This window comes from Pseudoalteromonas sp. NH0006-46, from assembly GCF_057547735.1.
The window spans coordinates 549,068-566,866 of the sequence record NZ_BAAJML010000002.1 but is presented as its reverse complement, the minus strand read 5'-3'; the positions used below and the strand labels follow the sequence as shown (position 1 = coordinate 566,866).

Below are 17,799 nucleotides of genomic sequence, written 5' to 3'. Positions count from 1 at the left end.
AGGATTGCTTATAACCCACTTAAAAAACACATTTAAATAAATATATAACACAATAAGATAAGTGGTTTTGATCAAGCTGCTGGAAGTTAAATGTGTTTATAACTTAGAAGAGTTTCTCAATTGGCTGCGGTTTATGCACTGCATAACCCTGTGCGTAATCTACACCCATTTCTAATAGGATTTGCTTAATTTGTGAAGTTTCGACAAACTCAGCAATGGTTTTCATACCCATAACGTGGCCAATTTCGTTTATTGATTTTACCATTGCATGATCAATCGGATCGACCGCTATATCTTTAACAAAAATTCCATCTATTTTAAGGTAGTCAACCTTGAGATTTTTCAGGTACCCAAATGATGATAATCCACTACCAAAATCATCTAGTGCAAAGCGGCACCCTAGCACTTTTAATTGGGTAATAAACTTACTAGCAAGTTCAAGGTTCGAAATTGCGGCTGTTTCGGTTATTTCAAAACAAATTTTTACACTGTGCTCCCCCAATAGTTTGAGCTGCTCTGTAACGAATTTTAAAAAATCCTCATTAGTAAGTGACTGCCCAGAAAGGTTAATAGACAAGAAATTAACCCCTTTGAGAAAGTTAGGGTTATTTAGAATCATCTTAAATGCGTTTTCAATCATCCAACTATCTACTTTAACAATCAGTTGATAGCGCTCTGCAGGAGGTAAAAAAGCACCCGGAGGAATTATACCTCCTTGCTTATCGACCATGCGCAATAGCAATTCATAATGTTTATTTTTATCGCAAGCGAGTGGCTCAATTAATTGTGCGTATATTTTAAAGCGGTTTTCATCTATTGCATCTTGAACTCTATTTACCCACTGCATCTCGCCTTGGCGCACTGCGAGCTCTTCGTCATCATCATAATGAACATGAATTCTATTTCGTCCCTTCTCCTTTGCTATATAACAAGCAACATCAGCTAACTTTAGCACCTCTGTAAAATCCACATATTTATCGGTAATTTGGATCAACCCCATGCTTACACCTATACGAAAGCTGCGACCTTCCCAAACAAATCTATAATCCTCTATTTCCTTTTGAATTAAGCTAGTTACACGATGGGCGTTATCAAATGAGCAATTTTCCATTAACACGGCAAACTCATCCCCTCCCAAGCGAGCTACCACATCTGTTTTTCTCACTACTTTTTGCAATAAAGACCCGAGCTGACGCAGTAACTCATCGCCAGCTAAATGACCACAGGTGTCGTTAACCACTTTAAATTGATCAAGGTCCATGTAACATAAAGCATGATCAACTCGTTTTTCAGCCGGTACTAATAATAAAAGCTCAACGCAACGCTTAAACTCTCTTCTATTTGCTAAACCAGTGAGTGAATCATGAGATGATTGGTAACTGAGTTTCTCTTCTGATTTTTTCCTTGCCGTTATATCTACATGGGTGCCAACTAAACGAGTAATTTCACCTTCCTCACTTTCAACAACAAAAGCACGAGATAAAATATTTACATAGCTACCGTTTTTATGGCGCATTCTAAACTCAGCTTCATAGTGCTTAGTTTTAGATTCCATAAATGAATGGATTTTAGCAACTGTTGGAGCGAGATCGTCAGGGTGAACAAGCATTTCCCATGTAGCAAAACTATTTGTAAGCTCGTCCTCTTCATAGCCCAACATCGATTTCCATCGCGGTGAGTAATACATTTTTTCGTTAGCTATATCCCAATCCCAAAGCCCATCGTTAGCGCCCTTCATAGCTAAACTTAACCGCTCTGTGTTTGCTGAGGCTTTTTGTTTTTCGCGTATGAGCTCTTTTTTTTGCTGCTCTAGAGAAAGGGTTAATTCAGTAATGACATTGGATAAATCTCGTATTTGGTCATTTTGATGCTCAAGTTCAGTAATATCATAAAAAATATTTAAAATAATACTGGCTCCCCCATTTTGTAAGGGGACGGCACTGCCAAGTACAGTACGTTTAAACCCATTTTTGCACTGTATAGTTAGCTGCATTGGCTCAAAACGAGTATTCATTTTTTCTGAATCGATACGTTTTTTTTGCCACGAGCGGAGCACACACTCACGAAAATAATTATTGGGAAGTACTTTGACCCACCATGCATCTAATGTGGAGGTTTCGCTTGCCCCATAACCATACAAATTAACGAACGCATCATTGGCATGAATTATAGTGCTTTTAACGTCACTCAATACAAATGGAACCGGAGAGGTGTTAAATATAGTTAAAAATAAATCATTAAAACACGTATTTTTTTCTAACTCAGATATTTTGGCATATGCCTTTTCTAGATCAAATTTAAGCTGCTCAATACTATCCATTTACTGTATTTCCCAAAAATACGAATGTATTAATACACTTTTGCCTGTTGATGTATTTGAATAGCACAAACACAACGCACCAATGGCATAATTAGATATTTATAATAATCAAAACAATAGGCACTAAAGCCTATTTAAGCAAGATAGCTAATACTTAGAGAGGGAATATAAAAATGCAGGTAAGGTATTGAGCAAGGTTAAATAAAAATCAAATGGCGCTCTCGGTAGGGATCGAACCTACAACTCAGCCTCCGGAGGGCCACGTGATATCCATTTCACCACGAGAGCACATTTGCTGCCGCCACATCAACTCGCGATATCAATGTATTAGCATGCGCCAATGATAAAGCCATCTTTACACAAATGCTAGCGACATTAGTTTATATGATTATTAATTAGGCACTTTTAAAGAAAACATGTGACTATTTTATAAAAACGCGTTATTTATTAATATTCGATAAAAATAGTTACGCTTTAGCAACATTTTAACTATCATTGTCACAGAAATAAAAATATTTAATGAGAGGAAGTAATAATGAGTTTGATGTCTACTGAGCAAGTTGCTGAGTTTTTAGGTGTTAAAGAAGAACGCGTAAAACGTCTTGCACGTGAAAGTTTATTAATCGCTAAGTCAGAGGATGAAAACGGCGAACCGCAGTTTGATGCAGATGAAGTAGCAAAATATAAAGAATTAGCAGCGCGTTTTGGTGGCCTTTAAAAGCCACATGCTGCACTAAATTTTAGCAGCTGCGCGCGTAATTTTTTCGCTGGAGCTCTTATGTCGCGCTGCTCATACCAACCAATACTTAAAACCAAAAACAAAAGCTTATAACAATTAAGCTTATCCGTTGATTTCACAAACCCTACTTGTTCATCTTTATATTTAACGTAACTATCTAATAGCGCGTTATCAACCTGCTCATTGAGCTCAAAACTAATACTTAGTGCGGCCAAATCAAAATACACGTCGTTTGTTTTCGCGTACTCAAAATCAATTAAGTATGCGCCTGACTCATTCACTATTATATTGTCTTTAATTAAATCATTATGGCAAAAGCCAAGCTCAATAGGCATAGCTGCAATAAAGTTAACCGCTGCATTAATTTTTTGCTGATACTCAATATACACAGATGACCATTTATAGCCGTTTAGCTCTTGGGCTATATCCATAGGCTCAGTGACAATCGAGTAAGCATGAACAGCAGCAAGCTTTTTAATAACATCATCGATTAATAAGTCAGTTGCGGTGCTACCGTCAAAGTAATGAAATACAGCAAGTTGGTTTTGTTTATCAAGCCATGCGGGGGAAGGACATATATTTGACGCACTCAGAATACGCTGCGCCTCTAAGGCATTTTCTGGCCAATGGTCTTTGTAACGCTTTAATAAATACCTCCCTTGAATGCTGTGTATTAAGACGTTTTCGTTGCTTAAACCTTGTGATAAAGGCACATGTGAAATAACGTCCCTTGGCGCTATAAACGCACGACATTTGTTTATAAGCCCAGTGTAATCACTCATAAATTAAAGCTGTGCGAGTGGCTTAGCTTGGCTTTGCTCGTATTCTTCGTACCAAGTTTTAAAGCCCCACCCTGCCATAATGGTGTAGAACACAAAAAGCGCTAACGTTGGGTAATAGCCTTTCTCGTAATATAAATACATAGAAGCTGCGTCTATGACTATCCAGTACAGCCAGTTTTCAAGAATTTTTTTCGCAACTAAATAAGTGGTCACAACAGCAAAACAGGTTGTAAAGCTATCTAAGTAGGCAAAATCAGCATGCGTATAGTTAGTCATAAAATACCCTATGCCTGTCGCCGCAATAGAGGTAAGTATAATTAACAGCGCATGACGTTCCATTGACCAAGAACTAATACTCAGATTGTTATTATTAGCTTTACCTTTTCGCCATACTACCCAGCCAAATACCGCCATATACATGTAATAAAAGTTAAGTAACGACTCCATTAGCAATGCGCCATTCCAATACATGATAGTGTAAATTAGTGTACTAAAAAACGCAGCCGGCCAGCACCAAAGGCTCTCTTTTATAGCTAACAATAAATAAGCAATTGATAGCACAACCGCAATATATTCCCAATGCGACATGGCAGTAAAACCGCTTAAGGTTTTTGTTATAAATTCCATAGTGTGCTGTTACCGTTAAATTGTGGCGAAAAAACTACTGAGGCGATAAATCGCCAGACAAAAACTTACACACAAAAATAGCTTTTCCAAACTCTTCGTATGAACGTTTAATTTCGGTATTGAGTACTTGCATTACTAAATCATAATCGCCAAAAATTTGTGTCGATAGTGTATTTGTAATCACTTTTAAACCATCGTACTCGTTTAATCGATCAATAAAGCCTTTAATAAAAGGAATGTAATCTTGATGAAGTGGGTACTTACTAATCTCTACTGATAATTTCATTATTAACCCTATGGTTTAGGTGCCTAGTTATATCGTGTCATTCAATGCTAGAGCCGCTACTAAATACAGTGTAAAATCGCTGTAATACTCAATTACAATGAGCTTAATATGGCACGCAGAATAACCTACAAATTTAAAAACCAACCGCGCGAAATAAATTTCGCTAAAGACAAATACCACGACATGTATCAAGCAATTGCTGCTGCCGAAGGCATTGATTTAACCAATTATTTAAGCATGGTACAACAAATAGAAATGACCTCTAAAGGGTCGGCTTCTGTTCGTAACTTTCGTGATCAAGAATTTGCCCGCATGGGCTTTAGTGATATTTACTTTATTAAAGAGTAATTACCACTGTTTAATTACGCCTGATACTCATAACTTACGCGCGGTGTAATATTACATAAGAGCTCGTAAGGAATGGTATCGGCGCACTGTGCTATTTCTTCTACTGGTAGCTCAGGGCCCCACATTGTGACTCTGTCGCCTACTTTAATGTTGTGCTCGTTTTGGCCTATGTCTACGCTAATCATATCCATTGCCACACTGCCCACAATACCGTAGCGCTGCTTACCAATAACAACCGGTGTGCCCTCTTTTGCGTGACGCGGATAACCGTCACCATACCCCATAGCAACCACGGCTAACTGAGTCGCTTTATCGCTTTTCCAGCGCCCACCATATCCCACGGCCTCGTTAGCTGGAACATGGCGCACGGCTATAACACGTGTCGTTAATCGCATAACGGGTTTAAGCTGATGCTGCTCACCCAATGCGTTAGCCATAGGTGATACACCATAAAGCATTAAACCAGGGCGTACCCAATCACCATGGCCATTCGGCCACGCAATAATGCCTGCCGAATTTGATAAACAATGTGCTTGGTTAATATTATTTACTAGGCAGTCAAACTGTGAAATTTGCTGTGCTGTTTTAGTGTTATTCACATCGTCCGCGCAGGCAAAGTGAGTCATTAAATTAACGGTGTTATTGGCATTAGGCGTATTTTGCAAGCGCATATAAAATTCATCGAACTGCGCGGGGGCAATACCCAGGCGGTGCATGCCTGTATTTACTTTAAGCCAGCACAATAACGGCGCTTCAAGCTCGGCTTCTTCCAAAGCGGCAAGCTGATACTCATCATGAATAATAGTTTGAAAGTTATTGGCCAATAGAATAGGTAAATCGTCTTTATTAAAAAAGCCTTCAAGTAACACAATCGGTTTTGTTAACCCGCCGGCTCGAAGCGCTAAAGCTTCATCTATACGGGCTACTGCAAATGCGTCTGCATCATTTAAATGTTGAGCAATTTTAACCAAACCATGGCCGTAAGCATTGGCTTTTAATACCGCCATAACTTTACTGTTTGGTGCAAAACGCTTTACCTGCGCTAAATTATGCGCAAGTGCCGTTAAATTAATTTCAGCAGTGGCTAAACGCATTAATATTCGTCATCCATCGCAGGGCCTGCGTAATTATCAAAACGAGAAAACTGTCCTTGGAACGTCAGGCGCACTTTACCAATTGGGCCGTTACGTTGTTTACCTATAATGATTTCGGCGATGCCTTTTTCAGTGCTGTCTTCGTTGTACACTTCATCACGGTATATAAACATGATTAAATCGGCATCTTGCTCTATTGAACCTGATTCACGTAAATCAGAGTTAATTGGGCGTTTATCAGCACGTTGCTCAAGCGTACGGTTTAGCTGCGAAAGCGCAACAACCGGACATTTAAGCTCTTTTGCAAGTGACTTAAGAGAGCGCGAAATTTCTGCAATTTCAAGTGTTCTATTATCCGATAAGCTCGGTACACGCATTAATTGTAAGTAATCGACCATGATCATGCTAATACCACCATGATCGCGCGCAATACGACGTGCACGAGAACGTACATCAGTAGGTGTTAGGCCTGATGCATCATCTACATACATTTTGCCTTTTTCCATCAATAAACCCATGGTTGATGAAAGGCGCGCCCAATCGTCATCATCTAGCTGGCCAGTACGTACCTTAGTTTGGTTAATACGACCAAGTGATGCAAGCATCCTCATCATAATTTGTTCTGAAGGCATCTCTAATGAGTAAATAAGCACGGGCTTGTCTTGAGTCATAGCTGCGTGCTCTGCAAGGTTCATCGCAAAGGTGGTTTTACCCATAGAAGGACGCGCGGCTACAATAATTAAATCAGACGGCTGTAAACCTGTGGTCATTTTATCAAGGTCAGCATAGCCAGTACTCACGCCGGTTACACCATCTTGCGGAGATTGGTATAGCTCTTCTATTTTATCAACGGTTTTTTCGAGTATGTTGTGTATGCTTTGCGGGCCTTCGGTGCTTTTTGAGCGCTGCTCTGCAATTTTAAATACCTTACTCTCGGCAAAATCTAATAAGTCGTGGCTGGTGCGCCCTTCGGTATTAAAACCGGCCTCGGCTATTTCGTTTGCAACACCAATCATTTCACGAACAACGGCACGTTCGCGTACTATGTTTGCGTATGCATCGATATTGGCAGCACTCGGTGTGTTTTTGGCTATTTCGGCTAAGTAAGCAAAGCCACCAATACCAGCAAGTTTATTATTTTTTTCAAGGCTTTCAGAAATCGTGATTAAATCGATTGGATCACCCAACTCTGCAAGCTCTGTCATTGCTTCAAAAATGAGCTTGTGCGTGCGAGTATAAAAGTCTTGAGATACAACAAGTTCGGCTACGCGGTCATATGCTTGGTTATCAAGCATTAAGCCACCTAAAACAGATTGTTCAGCTTCTATTGAATGGGGAGGAACTTTAAGGGTATCGACTTGCTTATCTGGTTTGGCCATAACTTCACAGTACTAAAATTGAATGGCTCTATTCTATCGACTTGCCGGGGTTGTGCAAATAGCAAAGCAGGAAATCTTTTCCTGCTTTTTGTAACTCAAAAGTTTACGATTTACTTTTTAAGCTCAATACGACCACTTATGGTATCCATTTCAATGTCGGCATTGCCGCCATTAATAATAAACTCAAGCTCGCTAGCTGGGCCATATTTGGCTTTTTTTACTTTATCGCTGCTAAGTTTATTAATAATTTTACCATTAGCATGGGCTTCAATCTCAAATTTAGCCGATACATTAGCAGGAAAGAAAAATTCAGCATCGCCGCTTACGGACTCAAAACGTACATCGGCACTGTCTAACAACTCACTAATACGAACCTCAGCTTCGCCATTAACAGTATTAATGCGTAAGTTTTTGATGCTATCTAAGTTAAAGTTTATGTCACCGTTCACATTTTCAAGTCGAACATCGTTCGCGCTTGTTGTTGACTTAATATCACCATTCACAGCGCTAAAACGTAACTCACCACTTGACTGTTCATCATTAATTTCGCCGTTTACCGTTTCAAATTGAATATTACCGCTCAGGCTTTGTGCATTCACATCACCGTTAACGCTAGTTAGCTTAATATTACCGGCTAAATCTTGCGCGGTAATTTCACCGTTAACCACATTAACTTCTGCACCATTTTTAAGTGCTTTAGCTATCACCGATACATTAACACCACGAAAGTCTAATGCGCTGCTGTGCGGCATATAAATAGTTAACTTAGAGCCGTCGCCATTGCTGCCCCAGCCCATTTTACGTGGCATTTTTACAACAAAATATGTATTGTCGCCTCTCGTTTCGAGTTCATGGCCTTGCGCCTTATCGTCAAGCTCGCCCACTACTTTAAACTCGCTTTTATCCCACCCAGCAATACTTACTTCACCGCGCTGATTTTCAATAAAAACGGTACCACCTTTTGAAACCTCTATTTGTTTATCAATTTTTTCACCTGCAAATGCAGCAAGTGGAAATAAGCTTAATCCTAGTAAAATTGCTTTCATGTTAATCTCCTAAATACTTTGCCAACGAGGTGCATGCACCTTATTAATCAAATCAAGTTGTTGTTGATAAATCTGCGCTAACATTGTTAGCAATGCTTGGTTTTCGGGTTCGTTTTTAAGTGCTTGCTTAATGGCGTACTCTGCCTCTTCAAGCTCTTGTAATTGTATTTGCCAATTATCGGTCAAGGCATCTTGATTTTTATATTGCACCAGCAAGCTTTGCTTTTGCTGTGCAAAATAGTCACTTATAGCCACAACCGGCTGTGGTTTAGGGTTTATTACAAACATATTGAGTGCCACTAGTGCGGCAAGGGTACAGGCCGCAATTGCGCTTAACTTTGGCCATAAAGTAGTCGCTGATTGCTTAGGTTTATGAGTATTTACAATGGCTCTTTCTATGCCTGCCCACAAATCTTTTTGTGGGGCTATTTCTTTATCAAGCGTGTTTAATGATTTATCTAAAAAGTCGTCAAAGTTTGGTTTATTCATTTTCATACCACTCTTGTAATAACTGCCTTGCTCGATGATATTGCGATTTGCTTGACCCAACGGCAATACCCAACTGCTCTGCTATTTCTTCATGTCGATATCCTTCTACTGCAAACAACACAAACACCATGCGTGCGCGCTCAGGCAACCTAACAATTAACTTATCTAAGCCGTTTAAGCCTTTACAGTCTTTAGCCGATTGCTCATCCATGCCATTTTGTTCAATGCTAACGACTTTTTGCACCCAGTTTTTTTGTTTACGTAAATAGTTAATCGCAATATTACTCGCCACACTGTGTAACCAAGTAGAAAACTGCGAACGACCATCAAACATCGCGATTTTGTGCCACACCTGAACAAACACTTCTTGCGCGGCATCCTCAGCGTGCGACTGGTCCGCTAATAAGCGTAAACATAAACCGTAAACGCGTTTAATATGCAACTGATAAAGCAGTGTGTATGCACTTTGATCACCCGATTTTACGCGCTCTATCAATGCATTTTCGCACTCAGCGGGCTGTTCGGGTTTAACGTGTAACATCCGTGATATCACCTTTTAATTATTATGGTATAGGTACCATTTCAAGTGTATTGATAAGTTAGACGCAATAACAGCGGTAAAAGGTTTGAATGAAATGAAAATAAATTTAAATAGTTTTAAATTCTAAATAAGAAGAGTAGTAGGAGGCTTTATTACATTAATAATTAAAACACTGAATTTTAGGCACAAAAAAGCCGTGCTAAAGCACGGCTTTTGTCGCTTAATTTAAAATTAAGCTTCAGCGATTACGATTACTTTGATAGTAGCCGTTACGTCTGTGTGAACAGAAATTGATACGTCAAATTCACCAGTCTCACGGATAGTACCTAGAGGCAAACGAACTTCTGACTTAGCAACTTCAACACCAACAGCTGAGATAGCGTCAGCGATGTCACGAGTACCGATTGAACCGAATAACTTACCTTCGTCACCAGCTTTAGATACTAAAGTAACTTCTGCTAATGCTTCTAGTTTTTCAGCGCGTGCTTGTGCAGCAACTAACTGGTCAGCGATTTTCGCTTCAAGTTCTGCGCGACGAGCGTCAAACGTTTCAATGTTAGCTTTAGTCGCAGGAACTGCCTTACCTTGAGGGAAAAGGAAGTTACGTGCGAAACCAGATTTAACTACAACCTGTTCACCTAGGCTACCTAGGTTAGCGATCTTATCTAGTAGAATAACTTGCATGTTTCTACACCTTTTAAAAACTGTTAATCCGCTGCTTACTTATGTAAGTCAGTGTATGGAAGAAGGGCTAAGTAGCGAGCACGCTTAATAGCAGTTGCTAGCTGGCGCTGAAATTTAGCGCTAGTACCTGTAATACGGCTAGGTACGATTTTGCCACTTTCTGTAACATAGTTTCTAAGAGTAGCTAGATCTTTGTAATCGATTTGTTGTACGCCTTCCGCTTTAAAGCGGCAGAACTTACGACGTCTGAAATAACGTGCCATGAGATTAATTCCTCAAATAATTCTTTCTATATGCTGAGCATGCAAAACCAATTGGCTAAGGCCGTTACGACCTTCGTGGCGATTTAAAAAACCACTCACTTGCAATGCCTGCCCAACGTGCAAATGTTGAGTCTGTTGTTGCATTTGCTTTCCACTGGCAACAACCTGAAGCTTTACATAACTATTACGGTTAAGGTCTGCTTCGGTTTGCATCGATTTATGTTCTAAAACAAAAATGCAATGCGGGATGCCAGCAGGGCTTTGGCTTAACTTGGGTGTTTTACAAACTACCCCAGATAAAACCAGCTGATTCATAAAAGGGCTAACCATTTATATTTACCGCCAGTTAAACGCCATGCTTGGACTCAAAACAATTAAGCAGCTGGTGCTTCTTTCTTCTCTTCTCTTGCAAGAGGAGACGCTTCAGTTACTGCAGATTTAGTGCGGATAACTAAGTTACGAAGCACTGCATCGTTGTAGCGGAAAGTAGTTTCTAGCTCGCTGATTACTTCAGTAGGTGCTTCAACGTTCATAAGAACATAATGAGCTTTATGAAGCTTGTTAATTGGGTAAGCCAATTGACGACGGCCCCAATCTTCAAGACGGTGGATTGAACCACCCGCTTCAGTGATAGAACCAGTATAACGTTCGATCATACCAGCAACTTGCTCACTCTGATCTGGGTGAACCATGAATACGATTTCGTAATGACGCATGGATATTCCTTACGGTTAATAGAGCCTTCTACCGTTTCGGCCGGTCGGTTTAAGGCAAGGAATTAATAGTTTAAAAGCCGAAATGAGCGCGCATTTTACGCTTAGTAGGATAATTAAGCAAGCAGGTTTTTTAAGCTTTAATAGATAAGTGTTAAAGCCACTAACATGGCATTACTATCCGCCCGTTTTATATCAACTGCTGCAATAAAGCTAAGTGTTTTGGGGTTTGTTAGTAGACGCCGAGCTTACTCGCATGAAAACGCAGCTTTAATAACTTAAACTTTACGCTTTCATCTTAAACATAAACATTTACTCAAATCTAAAGCCGTGCAATTATTAAGCAACACATTATTAAATAAGGATATTTATGAAACTCTTTTTATCGCTTGCCTTGATACTTACTTTTAGCACCTCTTTTTTTAGCTATTCAAACACCGCTACAACCGATATAACCGTTGGTAAAAAAGTTGTTCTACAATCAAAAATACTTAACGAAGATAGACCTATCAGAATTTTTATACCTGACACTGTAAAAGACGACCAACCGCTTTATGTTATTTATTTACTTGATGGTGTTGAGCACTTTTATACGGCGTCTGGCGTTATAAAATCCCTTGTTGATTACGAGCAAATACCTAATGCCATGCTTGTTGCTATTGATACAACTAACCGCGTTCGTGATTACTTACCTAAAGTAGAAGGTGAGCCTAAAACTGAGTTTCAAACCTTTGTTAAAAACAAATGGCCGGAGGCTGGGCAAACCGACAACTTTTTAAAGTTTGTGTCTGACGAACTCATGCCCTACATAAACAGTAATTACTCAACTAACGGCTACAGCACTTTAATTGGTCACTCTAATGCAGGTACATTAACGCTTTATACTTTAGTTAATCAGCCTGAATTATTTAACAACTACATCGCTATAAGCCCAAACAGTTGGTGGAGTGATGAAGAGTTAAAAAATAACATTATCAAATACACTAAACACCCTAAAGGTGCCCAAGCGTTATTTATTAGTGTAGCGAGTGAAGGCGCGCGTTTTTATACAGGCGCATTAAATACGTTAGTCAATTTAGAACAGCAAATGCCTACGCAGCTTAAATGGGAATATAAGCATTACCCTACTTTTAGTCATATGGGCACTATACTTCCAGCCCTTAGCGATAGCCTCATTCACTTATTTAGCGACCTGATATTTAAAGTAACTGACGAGCACGGAAAATTCGCTGATGTATCGCTTATTACAGGTTACTACCAAGCACTGAGTGATAAGTACGGATTTGAGCTTAAAATTCCACAAGATGTGTACGTAGAGTTTGCCCATAGCCAGCAAAAATTTGGCAACACAAAAAAAGCGATAACTACCCTTCAACACTTTACTCGCGATTATCCTAATGCGGCTTACTCCCATATGCGGTTATCGCAAGGTTACACGGCTGACAAACAATTTAAAGAAGCCGTTACCAGTATGAAACATGCACTAAAGCTTGCTAAACAAAACTCGCGGGATCCACTGTTAGTTGATGCACTGCAAGATATGGTGAATGAAGCACAAAAGAATTTGTAACTGATTTAACGCAAAGCGCTTTTTAACTAACGATAGTAATTACGAGCGACGCTCGCGCGTCAGCAAGCTAAACGCCTACAGTTAGAACCAAACTCGGTATTAAGATTTATTGTAGACGCCGAGCTTGCTCGCGTGAAAAGCGCAGCTTTTAATTTATTTACCAATCGCCTCTTTGGCGAATAAGTGTTTTATTGGACCTAGGTTATCAACGAGTGACAGGCCGACTCCACGTATTAGTTTTTTAACTGGGTTTGCGCCTTCAAATAACTCTTTTAGCCCTTGCATCATGGCTATGTGTTTTTGTGCATCGAGCTTGCGGGTACGCTCGTAATCGCGAAGGGTTCGGGTGCTTGCAAACTCTTTAGTTTCGTTGCTTAACAGCTCAATTAAGTAAGCGGCGTCTTTTAGGCCTAGGTTCATACCCAGCCCTGCCAATGGGTGAATGGTATGTGCTGCATCACCCATTAATACCACGTTGCCATTAACCCATTGTTGGGCGTAACGCATTTTAAGTGGGAACGCGACGCGCTTACTTTGCACTTCACATAAACCGCATTGGCCATCTATGGCGGCCATTACCGCTTTATTAAAGGCGGTGTCGTCCATTGCTAGCAATTCATCACAGTGGTTAGGGCTGGTAGACCACACAATTGAATGGGTGTTGGCATCACTTAGCGGTAAAAATGCCAGTGGCCCTGTGGGTAAAAACACTTGGCGGGCAGTATTTGCATGTGGCTCTTTGGTTTTGACCGTAGCAACTAGCGCGTGGTGGTCGTAATCTTTAAAGCTGAGCGCCATATTAAATTGTTTGCGAATAGCTGAATTTGCGCCATCAGCCGCCACCAGCAACTTAGCAATAATAGGCTCGCCGCTTTTAAGGGTTATAAATACGTCTGATTCACTCTGGTGTATTTGCTGATACTCGGTATCAAACATTAGCGTTGCACTACTTTGCTGCTCAAGCGCTTTTATAAGTGCAAAGCGAATAATGTCGTTTTCAACTATATGCCCTAAATGATCAAGCTCAAGTTGTTCGTTATTAAAGGTTATTTTACCAAAGCTGTCGGCATCACGAACATCCATACGCGTATAGGCACACGCTCGCTCTGCTACTATATGTGGCCATACGTTTAGCTGCTCTAATAATGTTTGGCTTGCAATACTCAATGCGCTTACGCGTAAACCGTATTCATTATTTGGAGGGGCTTGTGTTGATGCCGCATCGAGTACCACTACACTAATATTAGCCTTAGCTAAGCCCAGAGCTAACGTTAGCCCTACGCAACCACCACCAACAATACAAACCTGTGTTTGCTTCATAAACGTGAACCTTGTTTAACTTGCCCCATTAGCTGTTTTGCTAATGGGGCTTTTAATGCGGGAAATAAATCCATCGAAAACAAGCCAATACTACGACCTAGCGCTAATACTCGAGATGAATTTGAAAATAACCTCACTAATGCATCAGTTAAGGTCATCACCGTATTTATATCTTGGCGGCGCAACTGTTCGTACTCGCGTGTAAACGCATAGCTCCCTAACTCATTAGGGCTATTGGCAATTAAGTCACTCAGTACTTGTACATCACGCAGGCCTAAATTAAAGCCTTGCCCTGCAATAGGATGAATAGCATGGGCGGCATTACCAATAACCACCGTTCTATGAGCTATTAGCGATTCGGCTTGCCCATAAACCAGCGGGTAGCTTGCGCGCATGCCCACTTTTACAAATTGCCCTGCGCGGTAACCAAAGGCTGATTGTAATGCACTTAAAAACTCGATTTCATTTAAAGCCATATACGAATCGGTTTGGCTTTTTTCCATACACCATACTAATGAATAACGGTTGTTACTCATTGGTAATAGTGCCATTGGGCCATGCTGGGTAAAGCGCTCAAAGGCATGGTTATTATGTCCTGCAGCTACTTCTATATTGGCGATAATAGCGCCTTGCTCATAAGGCTGGGTATTAAAATTAAGGCCCATTAGTTGGCGTGTCGGAGATTGCGCGCCATCGGCTACAATAATTAGCTTAGCGTTAAGTTGTTCGCCACTTTGCAAAGTCAGTGCGTTGCTATGCAGCGTTTGTTTTATATCGGTTACGCTATCGGGGCAAAATAAACTCATGTTTGATTGCACTAATCGCTGATAAAGCGCGCGCCCAAACGGATTAACCTCAACAACATACCCTAAAGAGGGTTTAGCAAATTCATCACACTGTATATGGGTTTTACCAAAATGCCCTTTGTCTGACACACTCACTTTTTTTATGGCCGCTGCATAGGGAGCATTTATTTCAAATAAATTGAGGCTTTGTAAATACTCTACCGATTGCTGGGCAAGTGCGATGCTTCTGTCATCAAAGCTTGGGTGATAATCGGTGGTTACTTGATTTGCTTCAATCACTGCAATATTTAAGCTGGGATTTTTTTTACTTATACTCAGTGCACAACTCGCGCCGACTAACCCACCACCAATTACTACAACATCAAACTGCTTAGCCACTTTACTCTCCAAGCTTATGCGTTTTTAGCGCTTTGCATTAGCGCTTCTATTTCACTGATTGTTTTAGGCACGTTAATGGTTAAGTTGTCGAAGCCCGACTCGGTAACGAGTAAGTTATCTTCTATACGAATACCAATACCTTTGTATTTTTGTGGCGCGTTTGAGTCTTCGCTAATGTAAAGCCCAGGCTCTATAGTTAAGACCATCCCGGGTTCAAATGCTCGCTCAACGTTATTTATTTTATAGTCGCCTACGTCGTGCACATCTAACCCCAGCCAATGCCCAAGGCCATGCATGTAATAGTCTTTACATGCCTGCTGCGCCATTAGTTCATCAAAGTCGCCGGTTAAAATACCTAAATCAAGCAAACCTTGGGTTAATACTTCCATTGCTAATTTATTGGCATGCGACATAAACCCGCCGGGTTTAATTTCTTCAAAAGCCACTTCTTGTGCTTTAAGTACAATGTTATAAAGCGCGGCTTGCTGTTCGTTAAACTTGCCATTTACGGGAAAAGTACGCGTAATATCGGCGGCATAGCCTTGCAGCTCACAACCTGAGTCAATTAATACTAGGTCGCCATTTTTAAGCACATCGCTATTTTGCGTGTAGTGCAAAATATTAGCGTTATCACCGCTTCCTACTATTGTGCCGTAAGCTGGATGGGGCGCACCGTTCATTGCGTAATGATGATGAAGCTCTGCTTCTAATTGAAATTCAGTTGCCCCTGCATGTGAAAAGCGCATAGCACGCATGTGTCCACGGGCGCTAATCTGACAGGCTTCTCGCATTACCTCTATTTCGCCCGGCGATTTAAACAAACGCATTTCATGAATAAGGCCGCGTATTTCTTTTAACGTACTGGGTGCTTTAAGGCCTTTTCGAGTACCACTTCGCAAAGTGCCTAATAACGAAAACACTTTACTATCAAATGAAGCATAAGCGCCTTGTGCAAAATAAATCGCATTTTTAGCATTTAGCAGTTCAAGCAGCTTCTCTTCTAAATCACTTAATGGGTAGGCTTCGTCAAATAAATAGTCGCTTTTAGCTTTATCAAAACCAACACGGCGGCCATGCCAAATTTCAGCTAATTTGTCTTTATCAAGACAAAAAAGGGTACTGGGTGTATCGCTGTTATTACAAAGCACGAGTACAGCATCGGGCTCGTTAAAACCGGTTAAATAAAAAAAGTCGCTGTCTTGTCTGAAAGCATATTCAGTATCACGGCTTCGCGTTACTTCACTAGCAGCCGGGATCAGCGCAATGCTGTTATCATCCATTTGTGCAAGTAGGCGCTCTCTGCGTGCTTTAAACTCTGACTTTTGTATTTCAACCATTATTAGCTAACCCGTAGTACTTTTTTAATTAAGTTTAGTGAAGCGTTTTTTTATCATTTTGGCTGCTTTGCTCTTCACCCAGCTCGGCAAAACAAAGTAGTGCCGATACACGTACATATTCAATCACTTCGTGCAGTGCGTTAGCATCTTCTTCAGTTTCTTCGAAAGTCGTATCTAGGCGTGTTATTTCGCTAAAGTCGCTAATAACTTCTTTCACGTCGGCCGACAGCTTACCGTAGTCTTTTTGCTTTAAACCAAAACCAAGCATAAATCCCGATACCCATGATACGAGGCCATTAGCCTGATCGATGAGTGTTTCGTCATCACTTGGTAAAAATAAATCAAACTGAAATTCTTCATCATTAAAGCTTGCAACAACTTGCTTATAAATAGTGCCAAAAAACGTTTTTAAACCGTTACCGAACGATTCACCATCGTTAAATACATCGCTTAAAAGGCCTAGGTACTCTTTGTCATCAATGCTTAGACCGCATGCTAATAAACCACTAATAACGCCATGTGCTTCGGCAGGAGAGACAAATATTTCGTTTTTTTCTAAAAGTAGTTGGGCTTTTTCGTAATCTGGTAAATCGTTCATAATCAAGTCTTCGCTTTGCTAGTTAAAGCAATGCTACCACTCGATAAAAAGCAACTCCAATTAATTGTATGATCAAGCTCAAAAACCACGCAATAAAGTAAACAGTGAGTTAAAGATGCAGAAAAACTAAGCGAACAACTTAATTTTTTACGTTTTGGGTTTAAGGATTGGACTATGTCTTATATACTTAATTTGTTCCCTGGGATACTGGAGCTGGGTTAAGTCCCTGAGCCGATAAATTTTATACCAGGGTTTCTGTTCGTCTACTATTGTGCAAGCTTGGCATGTACCGAGAAGCCTACGGTAAACCGCAGATTCCCGCCCTGAAACCTTCTGGTTTCAGGACTGAAACCGAGTACCGTATCTTGGGGAACATCATTATCTAACTGCGTTCTCTCACGAACATACAAACTTCTTCATCTATCTACGCTTATCTATCTAACGAAAAAAACTCTCAATTTTGTACAGCTAAAAACAAA

20 protein-coding genes, 1 tRNA gene and 1 other RNA gene are annotated in these 17,799 nt (G+C 40.4%); 4 read left to right on the top strand and 18 right to left on the bottom strand.

All coding sequences use genetic code 11. The features are described from left to right. Nucleotides 1-103: 103 nt before the first annotated feature. Nucleotides 104-2,320, bottom strand: a complete 2,217-nt coding sequence (locus AC27I2_RS07455; RefSeq protein ID WP_487203883.1) for an EAL domain-containing protein — start codon at nucleotides 2,318-2,320, stop codon at nucleotides 104-106. 213 nt (nucleotides 2,321-2,533) lie between these two features. Then, a tRNA-Arg gene (locus tag AC27I2_RS07450) sits at nucleotides 2,534-2,608 on the bottom strand. Between the two features lie 247 nt (nucleotides 2,609-2,855). On the opposite strand from AC27I2_RS07450, the gene AC27I2_RS07445 reads away from it, so the two are divergent. Then, entirely contained in the window at nucleotides 2,856-3,038 is a 183-nt protein-coding gene (locus AC27I2_RS07445; protein ID WP_006793710.1) for a hypothetical protein, read from the top strand. Here AC27I2_RS07445 and AC27I2_RS07440 read toward each other — a convergent pair. The 3 genes from AC27I2_RS07440 to AC27I2_RS07430 are packed head-to-tail and all read right to left on the bottom strand — an operon-like array spanning nucleotide 3,035 to nucleotide 4,754. Next, the gene (locus tag AC27I2_RS07440; protein ID WP_487203882.1) at nucleotides 3,035-3,841 is read right to left on the bottom strand and encodes a phosphotransferase; all 807 of its coding nucleotides are present in this window, start codon (nucleotides 3,839-3,841) and stop codon (nucleotides 3,035-3,037) included. The two genes, AC27I2_RS07445 and AC27I2_RS07440, sit on opposite strands and share 4 nt — an antisense overlap. Before the next feature lie 3 nt (nucleotides 3,842-3,844). Then, nucleotides 3,845-4,468, bottom strand: a complete 624-nt coding sequence (gene pnuC, locus AC27I2_RS07435; RefSeq protein WP_008131932.1) for a nicotinamide riboside transporter PnuC — start codon at nucleotides 4,466-4,468, stop codon at nucleotides 3,845-3,847. A gap of 34 nt (nucleotides 4,469-4,502) precedes the next feature. Then, nucleotides 4,503-4,754 (bottom strand): YkoF family thiamine/hydroxymethylpyrimidine-binding protein, encoded by a 252-nt coding sequence (locus AC27I2_RS07430; RefSeq protein WP_006793713.1) that lies wholly within the window; start codon nucleotides 4,752-4,754, stop codon nucleotides 4,503-4,505. Between the two features lie 108 nt (nucleotides 4,755-4,862). Here AC27I2_RS07430 and AC27I2_RS07425 point away from each other — a divergent pair, with 108 nt between their 5' ends. Then, nucleotides 4,863-5,102 (top strand): DUF2960 domain-containing protein, encoded by a 240-nt coding sequence (locus AC27I2_RS07425; RefSeq protein ID WP_006793714.1) that lies wholly within the window; start codon nucleotides 4,863-4,865, stop codon nucleotides 5,100-5,102. 14 nt (nucleotides 5,103-5,116) lie between these two features. On the opposite strand, the gene alr is transcribed toward AC27I2_RS07425, so the two are convergent. The 9 genes from alr to rpsF form a co-directional block, all read right to left on the bottom strand. Further along, a complete protein-coding gene (gene alr, locus AC27I2_RS07420; RefSeq protein WP_058405119.1) occupies nucleotides 5,117-6,196 on the bottom strand; it encodes an alanine racemase in 1,080 nt (359 codons plus the stop codon). Beyond that, nucleotides 6,196-7,575 (bottom strand): replicative DNA helicase, encoded by a 1,380-nt coding sequence (gene dnaB, locus AC27I2_RS07415; protein WP_006793716.1) that lies wholly within the window; start codon nucleotides 7,573-7,575, stop codon nucleotides 6,196-6,198. The genes alr and dnaB overlap by 1 nt, the downstream gene beginning before the upstream one ends. A gap of 110 nt (nucleotides 7,576-7,685) precedes the next feature. Then, entirely contained in the window at nucleotides 7,686-8,621 is a 936-nt protein-coding gene (locus AC27I2_RS07410) for a DUF4097 family beta strand repeat-containing protein (protein WP_487203881.1), read from the bottom strand. 9 nt (nucleotides 8,622-8,630) lie between these two features. Beyond that, nucleotides 8,631-9,116: a hypothetical protein gene (locus tag AC27I2_RS07405; RefSeq protein ID WP_487203880.1), complete on the bottom strand. Its 486-nt coding sequence runs from the start codon at nucleotides 9,114-9,116 to the stop codon at nucleotides 8,631-8,633. After that, nucleotides 9,103-9,651: an RNA polymerase sigma factor gene (locus AC27I2_RS07400; RefSeq protein WP_487203879.1), complete on the bottom strand. Its 549-nt coding sequence runs from the start codon at nucleotides 9,649-9,651 to the stop codon at nucleotides 9,103-9,105. Before AC27I2_RS07400 ends, AC27I2_RS07405 begins: the two co-directional genes overlap by 14 nt. A gap of 231 nt (nucleotides 9,652-9,882) precedes the next feature. Then, nucleotides 9,883-10,335 carry a 50S ribosomal protein L9 gene (rplI, locus tag AC27I2_RS07395; protein WP_058405123.1) on the bottom strand — a complete coding sequence of 151 codons (453 nt, stop codon included), beginning with the start codon at nucleotides 10,333-10,335 and terminating at the stop codon, nucleotides 9,883-9,885. A 35-nt stretch (nucleotides 10,336-10,370) separates the two neighbouring features. Beyond that, nucleotides 10,371-10,598, bottom strand: coding sequence for a 30S ribosomal protein S18 (gene rpsR / locus AC27I2_RS07390; protein WP_006793721.1), 228 nt, complete (start codon nucleotides 10,596-10,598; stop codon nucleotides 10,371-10,373). A gap of 12 nt (nucleotides 10,599-10,610) precedes the next feature. After that, nucleotides 10,611-10,928 carry a primosomal replication protein N gene (gene priB / locus AC27I2_RS07385; RefSeq protein WP_006793722.1) on the bottom strand — a complete coding sequence of 106 codons (318 nt, stop codon included), beginning with the start codon at nucleotides 10,926-10,928 and terminating at the stop codon, nucleotides 10,611-10,613. A 44-nt stretch (nucleotides 10,929-10,972) separates the two neighbouring features. Next, entirely contained in the window at nucleotides 10,973-11,314 is a 342-nt protein-coding gene (gene rpsF / locus AC27I2_RS07380; RefSeq protein ID WP_006793724.1) for a 30S ribosomal protein S6, read from the bottom strand. 367 nt (nucleotides 11,315-11,681) lie between these two features. On the opposite strand from rpsF, the gene AC27I2_RS07375 reads away from it, so the two are divergent. Beyond that, nucleotides 11,682-12,881 (top strand): alpha/beta hydrolase-fold protein, encoded by a 1,200-nt coding sequence (locus tag AC27I2_RS07375; protein ID WP_487203878.1) that lies wholly within the window; start codon nucleotides 11,682-11,684, stop codon nucleotides 12,879-12,881. Between the two features lie 153 nt (nucleotides 12,882-13,034). Here AC27I2_RS07375 and AC27I2_RS07370 read toward each other — a convergent pair whose 3' ends face one another. Genes AC27I2_RS07370 through AC27I2_RS07355 form a run of 4 tightly spaced genes read right to left on the bottom strand, consistent with a single transcriptional unit; the run spans nucleotide 13,035 to nucleotide 17,320 of the window. Continuing rightward, nucleotides 13,035-14,201 (bottom strand): FAD-dependent monooxygenase, encoded by a 1,167-nt coding sequence (locus AC27I2_RS07370; RefSeq protein ID WP_138529811.1) that lies wholly within the window; start codon nucleotides 14,199-14,201, stop codon nucleotides 13,035-13,037. Then, nucleotides 14,198-15,385 (bottom strand): 2-octaprenyl-6-methoxyphenyl hydroxylase, encoded by a 1,188-nt coding sequence (gene ubiH / locus AC27I2_RS07365; protein ID WP_487203877.1) that lies wholly within the window; start codon nucleotides 15,383-15,385, stop codon nucleotides 14,198-14,200. Before ubiH ends, AC27I2_RS07370 begins: the two co-directional genes overlap by 4 nt. 14 nt (nucleotides 15,386-15,399) lie before the next feature. Next, nucleotides 15,400-16,722 carry a Xaa-Pro aminopeptidase gene (gene pepP, locus AC27I2_RS07360; RefSeq protein ID WP_487203876.1) on the bottom strand — a complete coding sequence of 441 codons (1,323 nt, stop codon included), beginning with the start codon at nucleotides 16,720-16,722 and terminating at the stop codon, nucleotides 15,400-15,402. Between the two features lie 34 nt (nucleotides 16,723-16,756). Then, complete coding sequence (locus AC27I2_RS07355) at nucleotides 16,757-17,320, bottom strand: UPF0149 family protein (RefSeq protein ID WP_487203875.1); 564 nt, start codon at nucleotides 17,318-17,320, stop codon at nucleotides 16,757-16,759. A gap of 193 nt (nucleotides 17,321-17,513) precedes the next feature. Between AC27I2_RS07355 and ssrS the strand changes: the two genes are divergently transcribed. Next, nucleotides 17,514-17,696, top strand: a non-coding RNA gene (ssrS, locus tag AC27I2_RS07350) — 6S RNA. Nucleotides 17,697-17,799: the final 103 nt, after the last annotated feature.